The 14965-nt window shown below is 37.9% G+C and carries 16 protein-coding genes; 6 read left to right on the top strand and 10 right to left on the bottom strand.

Annotation, left to right across the window (positions count from 1 at the left end; all coding sequences use genetic code 11):
* Nucleotides 1-44: 44 nt before the first annotated feature.
* Nucleotides 45-740 carry a hypothetical protein gene (locus BN1208_RS05130; RefSeq protein ID WP_046488496.1) on the top strand — a complete coding sequence of 232 codons (696 nt, stop codon included), beginning with the start codon at nucleotides 45-47 and terminating at the stop codon, nucleotides 738-740.
* Nucleotides 741-763: 23 nt separating this feature from the next.
* Here BN1208_RS05130 and BN1208_RS05125 read toward each other — a convergent pair whose 3' ends face one another.
* Complete coding sequence (locus tag BN1208_RS05125) at nucleotides 764-1132, bottom strand: diacylglycerol kinase (RefSeq protein WP_046488492.1); 369 nt, start codon at nucleotides 1130-1132, stop codon at nucleotides 764-766.
* Between the two features lie 122 nt (nucleotides 1133-1254).
* Here BN1208_RS05125 and BN1208_RS05120 point away from each other — a divergent pair, with 122 nt between their 5' ends.
* Nucleotides 1255-2232, top strand: coding sequence for a glycosyltransferase (locus tag BN1208_RS05120; protein WP_046488490.1), 978 nt, complete (start codon nucleotides 1255-1257; stop codon nucleotides 2230-2232).
* Here the strand turns inward: BN1208_RS05120 and BN1208_RS05115 are convergent.
* On the bottom strand, nucleotides 2229-3026 hold the full coding sequence (locus BN1208_RS05115) for a GNAT family N-acetyltransferase (RefSeq protein ID WP_156157787.1): 798 nt from the start codon (nucleotides 3024-3026) through the stop codon (nucleotides 2229-2231). The two genes, BN1208_RS05120 and BN1208_RS05115, sit on opposite strands and share 4 nt — an antisense overlap.
* A gap of 74 nt (nucleotides 3027-3100) precedes the next feature.
* Nucleotides 3101-3844: a UDP-2,3-diacylglucosamine diphosphatase gene (locus BN1208_RS05110; protein ID WP_046488487.1), complete on the bottom strand. Its 744-nt coding sequence runs from the start codon at nucleotides 3842-3844 to the stop codon at nucleotides 3101-3103.
* Nucleotides 3845-3923: 79 nt separating this feature from the next.
* Between BN1208_RS05110 and BN1208_RS05105 the strand changes: the two genes are divergently transcribed.
* The 3 genes from BN1208_RS05105 to BN1208_RS05095 are packed head-to-tail and all read left to right on the top strand — an operon-like array spanning nucleotide 3924 to nucleotide 6454.
* Entirely contained in the window at nucleotides 3924-4649 is a 726-nt protein-coding gene (locus BN1208_RS05105) for a lysophospholipid acyltransferase family protein (RefSeq protein ID WP_046488485.1), read from the top strand.
* Nucleotides 4650-4705: 56 nt separating this feature from the next.
* On the top strand, nucleotides 4706-5242 hold the full coding sequence (locus tag BN1208_RS05100) for a phosphatase PAP2 family protein (protein ID WP_046489325.1): 537 nt from the start codon (nucleotides 4706-4708) through the stop codon (nucleotides 5240-5242).
* The gene (locus tag BN1208_RS05095; RefSeq protein WP_046488482.1) at nucleotides 5243-6454 is read left to right on the top strand and encodes a glycosyltransferase; all 1212 of its coding nucleotides are present in this window, start codon (nucleotides 5243-5245) and stop codon (nucleotides 6452-6454) included.
* Here BN1208_RS05095 and BN1208_RS05090 read toward each other — a convergent pair.
* Nucleotides 6451-8079, bottom strand: coding sequence for a Ppx/GppA phosphatase family protein (locus BN1208_RS05090; protein WP_046488481.1), 1629 nt, complete (start codon nucleotides 8077-8079; stop codon nucleotides 6451-6453). The two genes, BN1208_RS05095 and BN1208_RS05090, sit on opposite strands and share 4 nt — an antisense overlap.
* 93 nt (nucleotides 8080-8172) lie before the next feature.
* Between BN1208_RS05090 and ppk1 the strand changes: the two genes are divergently transcribed.
* Nucleotides 8173-10293, top strand: a complete 2121-nt coding sequence (ppk1, locus tag BN1208_RS05085; protein WP_046488478.1) for a polyphosphate kinase 1 — start codon at nucleotides 8173-8175, stop codon at nucleotides 10291-10293.
* Here the strand turns inward: ppk1 and fdx are convergent.
* The 6 genes from fdx to BN1208_RS05055 are packed head-to-tail and all read right to left on the bottom strand — an operon-like array spanning nucleotide 10290 to nucleotide 14962.
* Entirely contained in the window at nucleotides 10290-10625 is a 336-nt protein-coding gene (fdx, locus tag BN1208_RS05080; protein WP_046488474.1) for an ISC system 2Fe-2S type ferredoxin, read from the bottom strand. The genes ppk1 and fdx overlap by 4 nt on opposite strands.
* Nucleotide 10626: 1 nt before the next feature.
* Nucleotides 10627-12492, bottom strand: coding sequence for a Fe-S protein assembly chaperone HscA (gene hscA / locus BN1208_RS05075; RefSeq protein ID WP_046488471.1), 1866 nt, complete (start codon nucleotides 12490-12492; stop codon nucleotides 10627-10629).
* 4 nt (nucleotides 12493-12496) lie between these two features.
* On the bottom strand, nucleotides 12497-13009 hold the full coding sequence (gene hscB, locus BN1208_RS05070) for a Fe-S protein assembly co-chaperone HscB (protein WP_046488468.1): 513 nt from the start codon (nucleotides 13007-13009) through the stop codon (nucleotides 12497-12499).
* Complete coding sequence (iscA, locus tag BN1208_RS05065; RefSeq protein ID WP_046488465.1) at nucleotides 13006-13329, bottom strand: iron-sulfur cluster assembly protein IscA; 324 nt, start codon at nucleotides 13327-13329, stop codon at nucleotides 13006-13008. Before iscA ends, hscB begins: the two co-directional genes overlap by 4 nt.
* Before the next feature lies 1 nt (nucleotide 13330).
* Complete coding sequence (gene iscU, locus BN1208_RS05060; RefSeq protein WP_046488461.1) at nucleotides 13331-13720, bottom strand: Fe-S cluster assembly scaffold IscU; 390 nt, start codon at nucleotides 13718-13720, stop codon at nucleotides 13331-13333.
* Nucleotides 13721-13738: 18 nt separating this feature from the next.
* A complete protein-coding gene (locus BN1208_RS05055) occupies nucleotides 13739-14962 on the bottom strand; it encodes an IscS subfamily cysteine desulfurase (protein ID WP_046488458.1) in 1224 nt (407 codons plus the stop codon).
* Nucleotides 14963-14965: the final 3 nt, after the last annotated feature.

Here is a 14965-nt window from a genome sequence, read left to right as displayed (position 1 = left end):
AGATCCCTATCTCTTGCCGGGACCTAAATAAAATTTTTTTAGATATGAACAAAAGAGTACTTCTCGCGTTTTTGGTATTATTAAAAGCAACCCCTAGTTTTGCAGCACGCCCGATGATGACGGACGACGCAAGAATTGTTGATAGCAAAGCCTGTCAACTAGAGACGTGGTATAAGGATACAAAGCAGGTCAAGGAATTCTGGGCTTATCCTGCGTGTAATATTGGTACCAATGCTGAGGTCACAATTGGTGGTAGCTATGAGCGCATGAATGGTGATACCTATTTCGCGAATGAAACCTATCAAATAAAATCCCTCATAAGAACTCTAGAGGAGAGTCCTCTTGCATTTGGAGTAACACTAGGTAATGGACGTGACCCGAAACGTATAAATAAAAAAATTGTCCAGGATTGGTACTTAAATGTCCCTATCAGTTATCAGTACTCAGATCTTTTAGTGCTTCATACTAATATAGGGGTGACACAATTAACCGATGAGCAGAGACAGCAGATGAACTGGGGAATCTCTACAGAGTATAAATACAGCAACAAGGTTGAACTCATCACTGAACTTTTTAATCAGTCTTCAAGGTACAGCTACTTCCAATTTGGTTTACGTTACTGGATTGAGAAAGATCGTGTGCAGATTGATACGACCTACGGTAATCGTTTTAATCATTTGGGTGAGGATCAGAATATATCGATTGGCTTACGATTAATCTCACTCCCATTTTTACCTTAAAAGTTAAGAGTAAAAATATTTTTTTATTTCACTAGAATCAGGAACCAAATTACAGCGGCATTGATAAGACTAAAAAACACAGCCGCACTTCCAATATCCTTAGCGCGTTTAGCAAGCTTATGACGTTTAATCGATATTCGATCCACAGTCGCTTCAATGGATGAGTTGAGTAACTCGACAATAATAATCAGTAAGATGCTACTGATCATAAGGCCTTGTTCGATCTCACTCTCACCTAAGTAAATGGCGAGAGGGATAAGGACTAAACTTAAAAAGACTTCCTGCCTAAAGGCATCCTCATATTTAAATGCTGCAAATGTGCCAGAGATCGAATAGCCAAATGCATTCATGAGTCGACGAAGACCTGTTTTACCCTTATATGGACTTTTCATAATTTATCAATTTAAAATGTTTAAAGAGGAATTCTAAAGCAATCTTTATTCATTATTAAATTTAATTTAATGAATCTCTTATTTTGTAAGAAAAATGTCATATTTTGTTGTAATAATCTATTGTGCATAAGATTCTCATTGCAACAGATTCCTTTGATCAAGTAAATGGTGTTTCCACCACCTATAGAAATATTCTCAAATACTCACGGAAAAAAACATACGTCATTCACCCAGGATTATTTAAGTGGAAAACTGTCCCCATATATCCTGAAGTCCAGATTTGTAAAGAGCCTCTTAGGGCCTATAAAAAAATAAAAGAAATAAATCCCACTCATATACATATTGGAACAGAGGGCCCTATAGGATTGTCTGCAAGGGTTTACTGTAAGTTAAATAAGGTACCTTATACAACGGGATATCACACAAAGTTCCCTGAGTATCTTTGGAAGTTGGCTCACATCCCACTTATTATTACATACAGCTACTTAAAAGTTTTTCATAATGATAGTAAAGCTATCTTGGTACCGTCTAAGTCATGCAAGGAAGAGTTAAATAAAAAGGGCTTTAATCACGTTTTTGTATGGACGAGAGGGGTATCAAAAAATTTAATAAGTAAAAAATCTTACCCTAAGTCAAAAACACCTAAAATTATTTATGTGGGCCGGGTCAGTAAAGAAAAAAATTTAGAAGTTTTATGTGAGTTGCAAGATAAGTTTGAAATTACAATTGTAGGTGAGGGGCCTTTGCTTAATAAATTAAAATTGAAATTTCCAAAAGTTAATTTTTTAGGCTATCGATTTGGCTCAGCATTAGCTGACACCTATAAATCGCATGATGTATTTTGTTTTCCAAGTAAAACAGATACATTTGGAATTGTGATGATTGAAGCGCTGGCAAATGGATTGCCAATTGCAGCATACAATGTTACAGGGCCTAAAGACATTGTCGAGGAAGGGAAAACAGGTTATCTAGGGAATAATTTGGAGGATAATATTCGTAAATGTTTAAAACTTAATCGAAAAAGTATTGCGTCTAATATAAATCGGCAGTGGTCATGGAGTAAATGCATTAAAATTCTTCACAGCCATTTATTAAATTAACTTAAGAAGTGCTTAGCGTAACGCGGGTTGATATCTTTAAGAAATAACATTGTAAAAAAATCTGCTGTATTAAAGTCCGGATCCCACGCTGGATCGCCACAGACTTTAGCGCCAATACGTAAGTACCCTTTTAATAAAGCAGGAGGCTCTACATCTAAATCCTGATCAAGCTCATGAATAGGTAAAGGTAATTTTGGTGTCACGCGATATTCAAGACTTGAAAGATGTGAAGCATTAATTTTTTTAGCTAAGCTAGCCGCATAGTGGCCTCCGTCACCCATAGGCACACTTGCACAACCAATCATCACTTCATAGCCATGTTTTTTCATATACTGAGCTAATCCGCTCCATAAAGCCATGATGACCCCACCTGTGCGATAATCTTTATGCACACATGAGCGACCTACCTCGACCATTTTTTCTGAGAGATGGCTCAAGCGATCCAAATTAAACTCCATATCTGAGTAATAAAAACCAGCCTCTCTTGCCTTGTGAGGGGGTAAAACGCGGTAAGTACCTATCACTTTTAATGTTTCTGTATCACGAATAAGAAGGTGATCGCAATATTGATCAAGCACATCTTTGTCTACTTTTTCATAGTTTGAGGTTAAGTGAGCGCCCATCTCTTCAGCAAACACTTTGTATCTTAATTGTTGAGCTTCTTTAACCTCGTTATCATTTTGTGCCCAGGAAATTTGTATGGCATCTTTTTGATTGTGATGGGAATGAAGTTGCTCTTGATTTTGGTTTGATAATTCGCTTAGCAATGTTGGATCTAAAGTTAATTCGCTCATAACAAGTTCCTCTGTAAAGTTTGTACAACTTTAAAACTGCAATATTTCATTTATGTGAAGGTAGCTTTAATTTTTTATGACAATGTTTTCTTATGCCAATCAACAAGCTTTAACTTACCCTTCCTAGTTTCAACAAGTGCTGTAAGGCTTTCAACCCAGTCACCATCGTTATAATACTCAACACCTTCAATCTTTTTTATCGCAGCTTTATGAATATGACCACAAATGACGCCATCACATTTTTTTCGTTTAGCTTCCTTAGCCATAAGTTCTTCAAAGTTCTCAACATACTTCACAACATTTTTAATTGAATTCTTGATGTAAGACGAAAAAGACCAGTAATGAAAGCCATATTTGTGCCTTAGGGTATTCGAGAAATGATTTATTCTTAAGATGACGTAGTAGAGTGTGTCGCCGACAAACGAAAGCCATTTAGCGCATGCAATGATATTGTCGAATAAATCGCCATGTGTGACCCATAGTCTTCGACCGTCGAGCGTGGTATGTATCAAATCATTTTTAATTTCAATATCACCAAATGTCATATTGATAAATTGACGACCTAGTTCATCATGGTTTCCAGGAATATAAATAACCTTTGAGCCTTTTCGAGCCTTTCGAAGGAGCTTTTGAATGACATCATTATGTTTTTGTGGCCAATACCAGCGTTTTTTTAGTGCCCATCCATCAATGATGTCGCCAACAAGATATATGGTTTCTGCTGTGTTGTTTTTGAGGAAGTCGAGGAGATAATCCGCTTTGCACTCTGTGGTGCCAAGATGTACATCGGAGATCCAAATCGCACGATAACGTTTCATACAGAGCATTAAATATGATGAGTGTGAAAGTTTCGTGACAAAACAGTGTCACAAATATGACATAGAAGGTGATTAATATATGATGATGAAAACCTTAAAGATACTTTTACATATACTTTTTGTCATCCCATTGTGTTTTCTGATTCTTATTTCCACAAAAAGACAACAAGAAAAAATTATTCAGTTTTGGTGCAAGAGGCTTTTATCAATTTTTGAAATTAAATTGGAAGTACAAGGTCTTGATAGTTACCTCTCCAACCAAAAGCAATATTTAATGGTGGCTAACCATATTTCATGGATAGATATCATTGTGATTCAGTCCATTAAACCCTCAATTTTTGTTGCTAAATCTGATGTGGCATCTTGGCCGCTCTTTGGCTGGGTTGCCCAAATGACAGGCACGATATTTATCAAGCGCGAAAAGGTGTCGGACATTAAAAAAGCATTAAAGAAAATGAAGCGACGTTTAATGAAGAGGTCGGTGTGTATCTTCCCGGAGGGTACTTCGACAAATGGACGATATCTACTACCTTTTAAAAGTAATTTATTTCAGTCGTCTATTGACACAAATAAAAGTATTTTACCTTTGTGCCTAAGATATAAACAGAAGGGCGTCTATTCAGATAAGGTGGCATTTGTGGGTGATATGTCACTTGTAGACTCCATTATGAAGATTAAAAATGAAAATGATATCAGTGTTGAGATAGATGTGCTTCAGCCGATAAGACCTCAGGGAAACCGGAAAGAATTAGCCGTTTACATACAAGAAATAATCCATAAAAATTTATCACAGAATTTGTCATAAAAATTTCACAATTAAACATTACTCTTATCGCATAACTATTATGTATGGGTACTACTATGCCAAATAAGCTTCGGTTATACATGAATCATTTCCATCATGTCGATAGTCATTTATGCATTACATTTAATCGAACCAGCCATAATATTCTCATAAGAAATTTCTTTAAAGCGGTGAGCCGACTTGGCGACGGTGTTTTTTGGTACAGCCTCATGGCTTTGATGTTGCTTATAGACCAAGCCCAAGCCGTAACTCCTGTGGTTCATATGATAGTTGCAGGATTTACAGGCACTATAATTTATAAGTGGTTAAAGGCAAGAACTTTGCGTCCTCGTCCTTTTAATGTTAATCAGCAAATTTCGCTAAGAAGCGTTCCTTTAGACCAATTCAGTTTTCCGTCAGGCCACACATTACATGCGGTGATATTTACACTCGTTGCTATTCATTACTATCCAATGCTTTCAGTAGGCTTAATTCCATTGACTATTCTAATTGGATTATCTAGACCCATCCTAGGTCTTCATTATCCAAGTGATGTTTTGGTCGGTGCCTTAGTTGGTATTTTTATCTCACTTATTTCTTTTTCTATTATTTAAATGAATATACTTTTTATCTCTGACGTTTTCTTTCCCCGAGTCAACGGGGTATCTACTTCAATTAATACTTTTGCAACAGAATTAAAAGCACTGGGACATCAAGTTACACTGATTGCACCTTCTTACACTGATGAAGATAAACAAGAGGAATGGATTGTTAGAGTGCCTTCCCGTAAGATTTATTTTGATCCCGAAGATCGTTTAATGAATTTTGGTAAATTAAAAGGATTACTGCCATGGATCAGGGACAAACATTTCGATGTCATTCATATTCATACGCCATTTGCAGCGCATTACGTGGGTATTCACTTTGGTAAAAAATTAGACATCCCTGTGGTTGAAACTTACCATACGTTCTTCGAAGATTATCTCCATCACTACCTCCCTTTTATTCCACGGTTCATTTCAAGAAAACTTGCAAGAACGATATCAAGAAGACAATGTAATGCGGTAGATGGGATTGTTTCACCTTCGAAGCCGATGTTAGATGTATTAAAACAGTACGGGATTAAAACCCCTGCCGAAGTAGTTGCGACAGGATTGGATGACTCGAGTTTTGCTAACGTGGATGGTGAGCATTTCCGTATGAGTCATGACATTCCTTTAACTCAGCCTATGCTTTTATTTGTAGGCCGTGTGGCACATGAAAAAAATATTGGGTTCCTACTTGAAATGCATGTAGAGCTTATTAAAAAACATCCTGATGCGTTGCTCGTCATTACAGGAGAGGGGCCAGCGGAAGAGTCGATTAAACATTCCATTGACAAATTAGGTATCTCAAACAAAGTCAGAATGATTGGCTATCTTGATCGCAGTCATGAATTAATTGCCTGTTATAAAGCGGCGGATATTTTTGTATTTGCATCAAAAAGTGAAACACAAGGTCTAGTCCTCCTAGAAGCAATGGCTCAAGGTACAGCCGTCGTGGCTATCGCAGAACTTGGCACTAAATCTATTTTAATTGAAGGTGAGGGCGTACTTATTGCAAAAGATGATATTAATGTCTTTGCAGAGAAAGTAAGTGTTCTTCTTTCTGATGCTCCCAAACGTCAGATGATTGGCGAAAAGGGGAGACAATATGCGCAAGAGAAATGGGGGGCAGGTGTTTTAGCTAAAAAAGTCGCTAAGTTTTATAAGAGCACTATCAATCAAAAGTCTTCTTTATCACGATACATGGACACAAGAATCGGTAACGCTAAAGAATCAACTTAATAGAGTTCGATTTCGTATTTCCATTCAATCTTTTTCCAGTCCGACGCCTCTTTATTGAGTCCAAATTGAATGAATGGGTTTTTATCTAACCAAGTCTTAGAAATTTTTAATTTAAATCCTTTCGCACTTTGTTGCACTTTTATAAGTGGCAACGCCCCACTCTCTCTTTTTCTAGAGACGACATGGGCAAGTCTTAGACAGAATAATAAATGCCAGTCGATATAACCCGCACTGATAGGAAGTTTATTTAGCTTACCGTTGTGACCCAGCACAAGCCCAGCTAACCTTGCTTGGTCCAATCTAGAAAAGCCCGGGAGGTCAGCATTAGAAATAATATAAGCCGAATGTTTTTGATAGTCAGTGCGAGATACAGCTAAACCAATTTCATGCAAGAATGACGCCCAACTTAAAAGCTTGCGATTATTTTTCCTATCTTCATTTTTGAAAGTAGGTAATTGATCTAGAAAAAAATCCGCTGTCTCGTTAATACTTTTAAACTGCGCTTCATCTACATTAAAGCGCTTACCTAATTGTTCTATTAGCCCGTGTCTTTTGTCTAGATTTTCTAATTTACCAAATGAGTTAAACAGCGTTTTAAGAATGCCTTTTTTCTTGGTATGTGCCCCATTTTTAGATTGATCATATAAATGATGAAGTGCTCCAAAAAGAAGAGCAGCTTCAGTAATTTCCATATGCTCAATACCTAATTCCTCAAAGGCTGAAATCATAATAGTAAGACCCCCAGGAAGCACAGGTTTCCGATCCGCTTTTAATCCTAATAAACTTAGTCGTTCGATATGTTTTGTTTCAAGTAACGTTTTTTTGAGCAGATCTAATCCGTGACGTGTAATGACACCGCCCGTTTCCTCAACGGGAAGATCATGGGGCTCTCCACTTAAACCATTCAGCGCGATAAGTTCTGCAATCGCTCTTGCGGTACCTGAGGACCCAATAGCTTGCTCCCAACCCATTTTTCTATAGAAAGGAGCGATCGTTTTAATTTCTTTTAAGGCAGCATTTTGTGCTGCTTTAAAATTCTCCTCATCAACGACACCTTCCGTAAAAAATCTTTGACTAAAAGAAACACATCCAATAGGAAGCGACTCTAAAAGTTTAGGCTCGTGGCCATCACCAATAATGATTTCGGTGGAGCCGCCACCAATATCAAAAACAAGACGTTTGCCTACACACATCGGTGCGATATGAGAAGCTCCAATATAGATAAGCCTTGCCTCTTCATTACCTGAAATGACATCGATGGGAAAACCTAAAAGCTTTTCAGCTTCATCAACAAATTTTTTGGCATTTCGAGCGACACGGAAAGTATTGGTCGCAACCGCGACAACTTGATTAGGACTAAAGCTACGAAGACGGTCACCAAATCTTAAAATGGCAGCCAGTGCCTTAGTCATGGATTCTTCACTTAATTCATTATCTTTATTAAGTCCACCGGCCAGCCTTACCGTGTCTCTTAGGGTGTCGATGGTCTGAAATTGAACACCTGTAGGAAGGTGGTTGATTTTAGCAATCATCATCCTAAAACTATTAGACCCTAGATCAATAGAGGCATATAAGCCGTTGACGTGTTCTGGAGATTTTTCTGTTTTGAGTTTTGGTAAAATCATGTAGGCCGTTAAGTTAAAGTAAATATATGACGTATATATGACAATTTTTTTAAATGTCATTTAATCGTCATATTGTCTAATCAGAATGATAGTATGAATACCGTGAAATCTAAACTAAATTTATTAAATCGAGAATTAGGCGTTATCGAATTTAATCGACGTGTGCTAGCGCAAGCGCAAAATCAAAAAGCACCTATTCTTGAGCGTCTAAAATTTATTTGTATTGTTGCGAGTAACTTAGATGAGTTTTTTGAGATTCGTATTGCCGTTCTTAAAGAGCAACTTCGTAAATATCCTAAATCCAAAACTGTGGATGGCCAAGTATTAGCTGATGCTTATCTCGATATTGTAAGTGAGGCACAGGTTTTAGTTGAGACAAAATATACTCTCTTTAAAAAAGATATTATTCCTAAATTAAATAATGAAGGCATTCATCTTTATTTTAATCATAACAATTGGACTTCAAGCCAACTTCGCTGGGCTAAAACTTATTTTCAAAAAGATTTAGTGCCTTTATTGACGCCTATCGTTTTAGATCCTGCGCATCCTTTTCCTAAGGTGATTAATAAAAGCTTAAACTTTTTTGTAACTTTAGAGGGAAAAGATGATTTTGGAAGGACTCCAAAATTAGCTGTAGTTCAAGCACCTAGATCTATTCCCCGTGTGATACAAATGCCATCACGTATAAGCCCTTCACCATATAGCTTGGTAATCCTATCTACGTTTATGCAAGCTTTTGTTCATGAATTGTTTCCAGGTATGGCCGTGACAGGATGCTATCAATTTCGCGTCACACGTAACTCTGATTTATTTGTATCAGACGATGATATTTCCGATTTAAGAGAGTCTTTAAAAGGCGAGCTCTCTACAAGGCACCTAGGTGATGCGGTGAGACTTGAAATATCTTCCGATATTCCTGAACATCTAATGAAATATTTAAGACGCTCATGCGAGCTTAATCAAGAAGATTGTTACCGCGTAGATGGTCCTGTAAATCTTAATCGTCTGATGCAAGTGGCTGATATTGTGGAACGACCAGATCTAAAATTTCCAACGCACATTCCTAAACAACTCACTATCAATGGATCTATTTTCGAACATCTAAAAAAAGAAGATATTCTTTTGCATCATCCTTATGAAAGCTTTGAACCAGTTTTAAATCTTTTAAGAGAGGCATCAAGAGATCCTGATGTTCTTGCAATTAAACAGACTATTTATCGAACAGGCAATGTCTCACCAGTCATGGATGCTCTCATTGAGGCTGCCAAGAATGGTAAGGAAGTTACAGTGATAGTGGAGCTCTTAGCTCGCTTTGATGAAGAAACAAATATTTTTTGGGCGGCTAAGCTAGAAGAAGTCGGTGCACATGTTGTGTATGGTGTTGTAAAACATAAGTGTCATGCCAAAATGATGATGATTGTTCGTAAAGAGCAGCTACCAACTAAAGGAAGAAAAAAACCTGAATTTATATTAAAGCGATATATCCACCTAGGCACTGGAAACTACCATCCCAGAACAGCAAAGCTATATACAGACTTTGGCTTAATGACTTCCAATATATCTTTATGTGAAGATGCACATAAGATCTTTATGCAACTTACCGGCACTAGCCGCTCTATTAAATTAAAAGCGCTATGGAATTCGCCATTTACGATGTTTGATAATATTGTGAGGTCAATTAGGGCTGAAGCTAAGGCTGCAAAGGCTGGGAAGCCGGCACGCATTGTGGCAAAAGTGAATGCTCTTTTAGAGCCGCTTATTATTACTGAGCTATATAAAGCTTCGCAAGCCGGTGTCAAAATTGATTTAATTGTCAGAGGTGTTTGCGCTCTTAAGCCAAAAGTGAAAGGTTTATCTGAAAATATAAATGTAAGATCTATTATTGGACAATTTTTGGAGCATCATCGTATTTATTATTTTCATGCTAATGGTAAGGAAACGCTTTATTTATCTTCAGCCGATTGGATGGATAGAAATTTATTTAGACGCATAGAGGTTGCCTTTCCTGTGTTAGATAAAACGCTAAAACAAAAGGCTATTCATGAGGGATTGAATGAGCTTCTGAAAGATAAATCTGCCTGGATTATGAATTCAAATGGTACGTATAGGCAATCAAAAATCTTGACTCAAAATGCCCAGCCCTCGGGCCAACAGAATTTATTACTTAAGTATAGCGCTGCAGCTCAACCAGCAAAAAGAAAACTTAAAACTTAACCTTCTTTTGCCATATTGATAGTGTAGCGAGGAATTTCAATCGTGAGGTCATGCTGATCGACAATCGCCTGACAGGAAAGCCTCGATTTAGGTTCTAATCCCCACGCTTTATCAAGAAGATCTTCTTCTAAATCATCCGCATGATTTAATGTATCAAATCCCTCGCGCACAATCACGTGACAAGTCGTACAAGCACACACTTGATCACAGGCATGCTCTATGTCAATGTGGTTTTGAAGTAAATTCTCACAAATAGAAAGACCTGGTTTAGCTTCAATAACTTCACCGTTAGGGCAAATTTCAATATGAGGCAAAATAATAATTTTTGGCATATTACAAGTTTACCTTATCTATTGACTGACCTTTAAGAGCTCTATCCACTGATTCATTCATGAGCATTGCTGCGAATGATTCTGTGAGAGCATTTAAATTCTTTGTATGACTGATGATTAAATCAGGATCATCGAGCTGAAGTGAAGATGAAAGTAAAAGCATCACAGATTCAATTTTTTTGATTTCATCATCTGACAATAATTGACTTCCATTCTTATTCAATGCATTTTTAACAGCAGTGATAATTTGTTCCCCTTCAATTTTAGCCTCACCAAGTGCTCGAATTTCTTTATCTTCACTAGCCTTTTCAAATGATTGTTTTAGCATGCTTGTAATTTGTTCTTCAGATAAGCCGTATGACGGTTTAACAGTCATGGTTGTTTCTTTGTTTGTAGATAACTCAGAGGCTGATACCGAGAGTAATCCATCTGCATCAATCTGAAAAGTCACGCGAATTTTTGCAGCACCTGCAACCATAGGCGGAATACCAGTTAAGGTAAAGTTGGCAAGTGATCTGCAATCAGATACACGCTCACGCTCACCTTGCAATACGTGGATCGACATTGCTGTCTGTCCATCTTTATATGTCGTAAATTCCTGTGCTTTAGCAATGGGTATTGTAGAATTTCTATGGATAATCTTTTCAACTAAACCACCCATAGTTTCAATACCTAACGATAAAGGAGTCACATCAAGAAGAAGTAAATCCTGATCTGATTTATTGCCAGCCAATGTATGCGCTTGTCTTGCAGCACCTAAAGCTACTACTTCATCTGGGTTGAGGTCGTTAAGTAAGTCTTTCTTAAAGAAAGTTTTAATTTCAGATTGTATGTGAGGCATCCGCGTCGCGCCTCCAACCATCACAACGCCATCAACCATGTCTATTGATAATTTAGCATCACTTAAAGCACGACGGATAGGCTGAATTGTTTTTTGTACAAGATCATGAGTTGTTTTAAAGAAAGTATTTTGATCTAGTGAGAATGTAATTTCCTTACCGCTTGAAAACTTAATGATTGCTGTGGCAGAGAAACTTTCTGTGAGCTTTTCTTTTAATGTTCTAGCATGTGTGATCAAAGAGCGCTTATCTTCATGCGAAAGCTGATCGAGTTGATTCTCTTGTCTTATTATCTCGGCTATCGCTTGATCAAAATCATCGCCACCTAAATGAGGATGACCATTGGTTGCTAGGACTTCAAAAACACCTTTATGAAGTTTTAATATAGAGATATCAAATGTCCCACCTCCTAAATCATAAATAACGAAGGTACCTTCCTTTTTCTGATCGAGACCATAAGCAACGGCTGCTGCTGTGGGTTCATTGATGAGCCTTAACACATTAAGCCCTGCTAATTTTGCAGCATCTTTTGTGGCTTGCCGCTGCGCATCATCAAAATAGGCGGGGACCGTAATGACCGCTCCAGTAATTTCGCCACACAAGGAAACTTCAGCCGTATCTTTTAACTTTTTTAAGATATCAGATGAAATTTCAATAGGATGTTTATATCCTTGTGGAGTTTTAATCTGAATATCAGAACTCGCCCCATTAAATTCGTAGGGAAGTGATTCTCGGTATTGAATATCAGAGAGCGCGTGACCCATAAAGCGCTTCACTGACACAATTGTATTTTTAGCCTCAGTGGATAAATAGGGTAATGCCTCATGACCTACTTTAGTATCATTTTTACCGTAATAGACGATCGAAGGAACGAGCTTATGCTCATCCATATCTTTTAAGATTGTAGGTAAGCCACTTTGTACAGCAGCTACAAGTGAGTTTGTTGTGCCTAAATCAATACCCACTGCGAGTTTGTGCTGATGGGGTAGTGAACTTTGACCAGGTTCTGCGATTTGAAGGAATGCCATATTTTTAAATAATTTCGATTAAAGCATCATTGATATGCTGTTCAATTTTCTCAATAAAATTAAGTTCACGCGTTACTTTGATAGCATCATGAAGATTACTTTTTTTTTCAAAGAATCCTGGGAGCTGACTCATGATTTCATTTTTATTTTTTTGAATGTCACTCGCTAACTTTTCAAGCGCTTCTTTATTTTGTTTATGTGTTTCGAGCTCTTCACGCCATTCCATTTGTTGCATTAAGAAATCTTGAGGTACCGCCATATTTTTCTCATCATGAATATTCATGTCATACAAGTACAGTAAATATTCGGCACGTCGAATAGGAGATTTTAAAGTCTGATAAGCATCATTCACTTCCGCTGTTTTTTTGATAGATGCTATTTTTTCTTCATCAGCAAGGGAAGCAAAACGGTCAGGATGAATTTCTTTTTGGATACTCTGGTAATGCTGATCAAGCTTTTTTAAATCAATAGTAAATGTTTCCGGAAGTTGGAGGAGCGTAAAAAAATTTAAGCTCACACTGTAAAACTTTCACCACAACCGCATTCTGCTTTGACGTTAGGGTTGTTAAATTTAAAGCCTTCATTTAAGCCTTCTTTTTCGAAATCAAGTTCCGTCCCATCAATATAGACCAAACTTTTTGGATCTATCATGATCTTTATGCCATAGCACTCAAAGACTTGATCTTCAGGCAAAGCTTCGTCTACAAACTCTAGCGTGTATGCCATACCAGAGCAGCCAGTTGTCTTAACACCAAGTCTAAGCCCTAACCCTTTGCCTCGATTCTTGAGATATTTTTCAACGCGCTCCGCAGCTTTATGTGTTAACGAAATTGCCATCTTAGTTTAATTTACCTTGTTTACTCTTTAAGTCTGCAATCGCAGATTTAATTGCATCTTCTGCTAAAACTGAGCAGTGAATTTTGACAGGAGGCAATGCTAGTTCTTCGGCAATCGCTGAATTTTTAATTTCAGAGGCCTGATCTAATGTTTTACCTTTGAGCCACTCAGTGACAAGAGAGCTGGAAGCTATCGCAGATCCGCAGCCGTAAGTTTTAAATTTTGCATCTTCAATGATGCCATCATCACTCACTTTAATTTGTAATTTCATGACGTCGCCACAGGCAGGGGCGCCTACCATGCCAGTCCCTACATGTGGGTCATCCTTATCAAGTGTGCCCACATTTCTTGGGTTTTCGTAGTGGTCTAATACTTTATCGCTGTAAGCCATATATATCCTTTTAAAATTTTAGTGGGCAGCCCACTCAACTTTACTAATATCAATACCGTCTTTAAACATATCCCACAATGGTGAGAGTTCTCTTAATTTATAAATCTTTTCTTTAAGTAATTGGATCGTAAAATCCACATCAGCTTCTGTCGTAAATCGTCCAATGGAAAAACGAATAGAGCTATGCGCTAATTCATCTGAGCGCCCTAAAGCACGCAACACATAACTCGGCTCTAAGCTTGCTGATGTACAAGCAGATCCGCTGGAAACTGCAATATCTTTTACCGCCATAATGAGCGACTCACCTTCCACATAGTTGAAGCTGATATTAAGGTTATGTGCAATGCGGTGTTTCAAGTCCCCATTCACATAGACTTCTTCCATATCTTGAAGGCCATGTAATAATTTATCGCGTAATTTTCTGATACGTTCATTTTCTAATTGCATTTCAATACGCGCAATTCTAAAAGCTTCACCCATGCCTACAATTTGATGGGTGGCTAACGTGCCTGAACGCATACCGCGCTCATGACCACCCCCATGCATTTGTGCCTCAATACGAATACGTGGTTTACGTCTCACGTAGAGCGCACCGATACCTTTAGGCCCGTAAGTTTTGTGTGCAGAAAAACTCATAAGATCGACAGGCAGTTTTTCTAAATCAATATCTACTTTTCCTGTTGCTTGAGCAGCATCAACATGGAAGATGACTTTCTGTTCACGACAGATATTGCCAAGCGCTTCAATATCTTGAATGACACCAATCTCGTTATTTACAAACATGACAGAGGCTAGCACCGTATCAGGACGGATCGCTTTTTTAAATTTTTCTAAATCGACCAAGCCATTCGGCTCTGGTTCTAAATAGGTCGCTGTATATCCTTCACGTTCAAGTTCACGGAATGAATCGATCACACACTTATGTTCAGTGGCGACGGTTAAAATATGTTTACCCTTCGTACTGTAAAAATGACTTGCACCTTTGATAGCCAAGTTATTCGATTCAGTGGCGCCCGATGTCCAAACAATTTCCCTAGGATCCGCATTGACGAGTTTAGCGACTTCATCGCGCGCTTCTTCAACAGCTTCTTCTGCAGTCCAGCCGAAGCTATGGCTTCGAGATGCGGGATTACCAAAATGTTCTGTAATGAATGGAATCATTTTTTCAGCCACACGAGCGTCTATCGGTGTCGTTGATGAGTAATCTAAATAAATCGGTTTACGTGCTTTGTCTTTTATCATATG

It is taken from the genome of Candidatus Methylopumilus planktonicus (assembly GCF_000981505.1).
Taxonomy (GTDB): domain Bacteria; phylum Pseudomonadota; class Gammaproteobacteria; order Burkholderiales; family Methylophilaceae; genus Methylopumilus; species Methylopumilus planktonicus.
The sequence above is the reverse complement of the archived record's forward strand: the minus strand, read 5'-3'. Positions and strand labels throughout refer to the sequence as shown.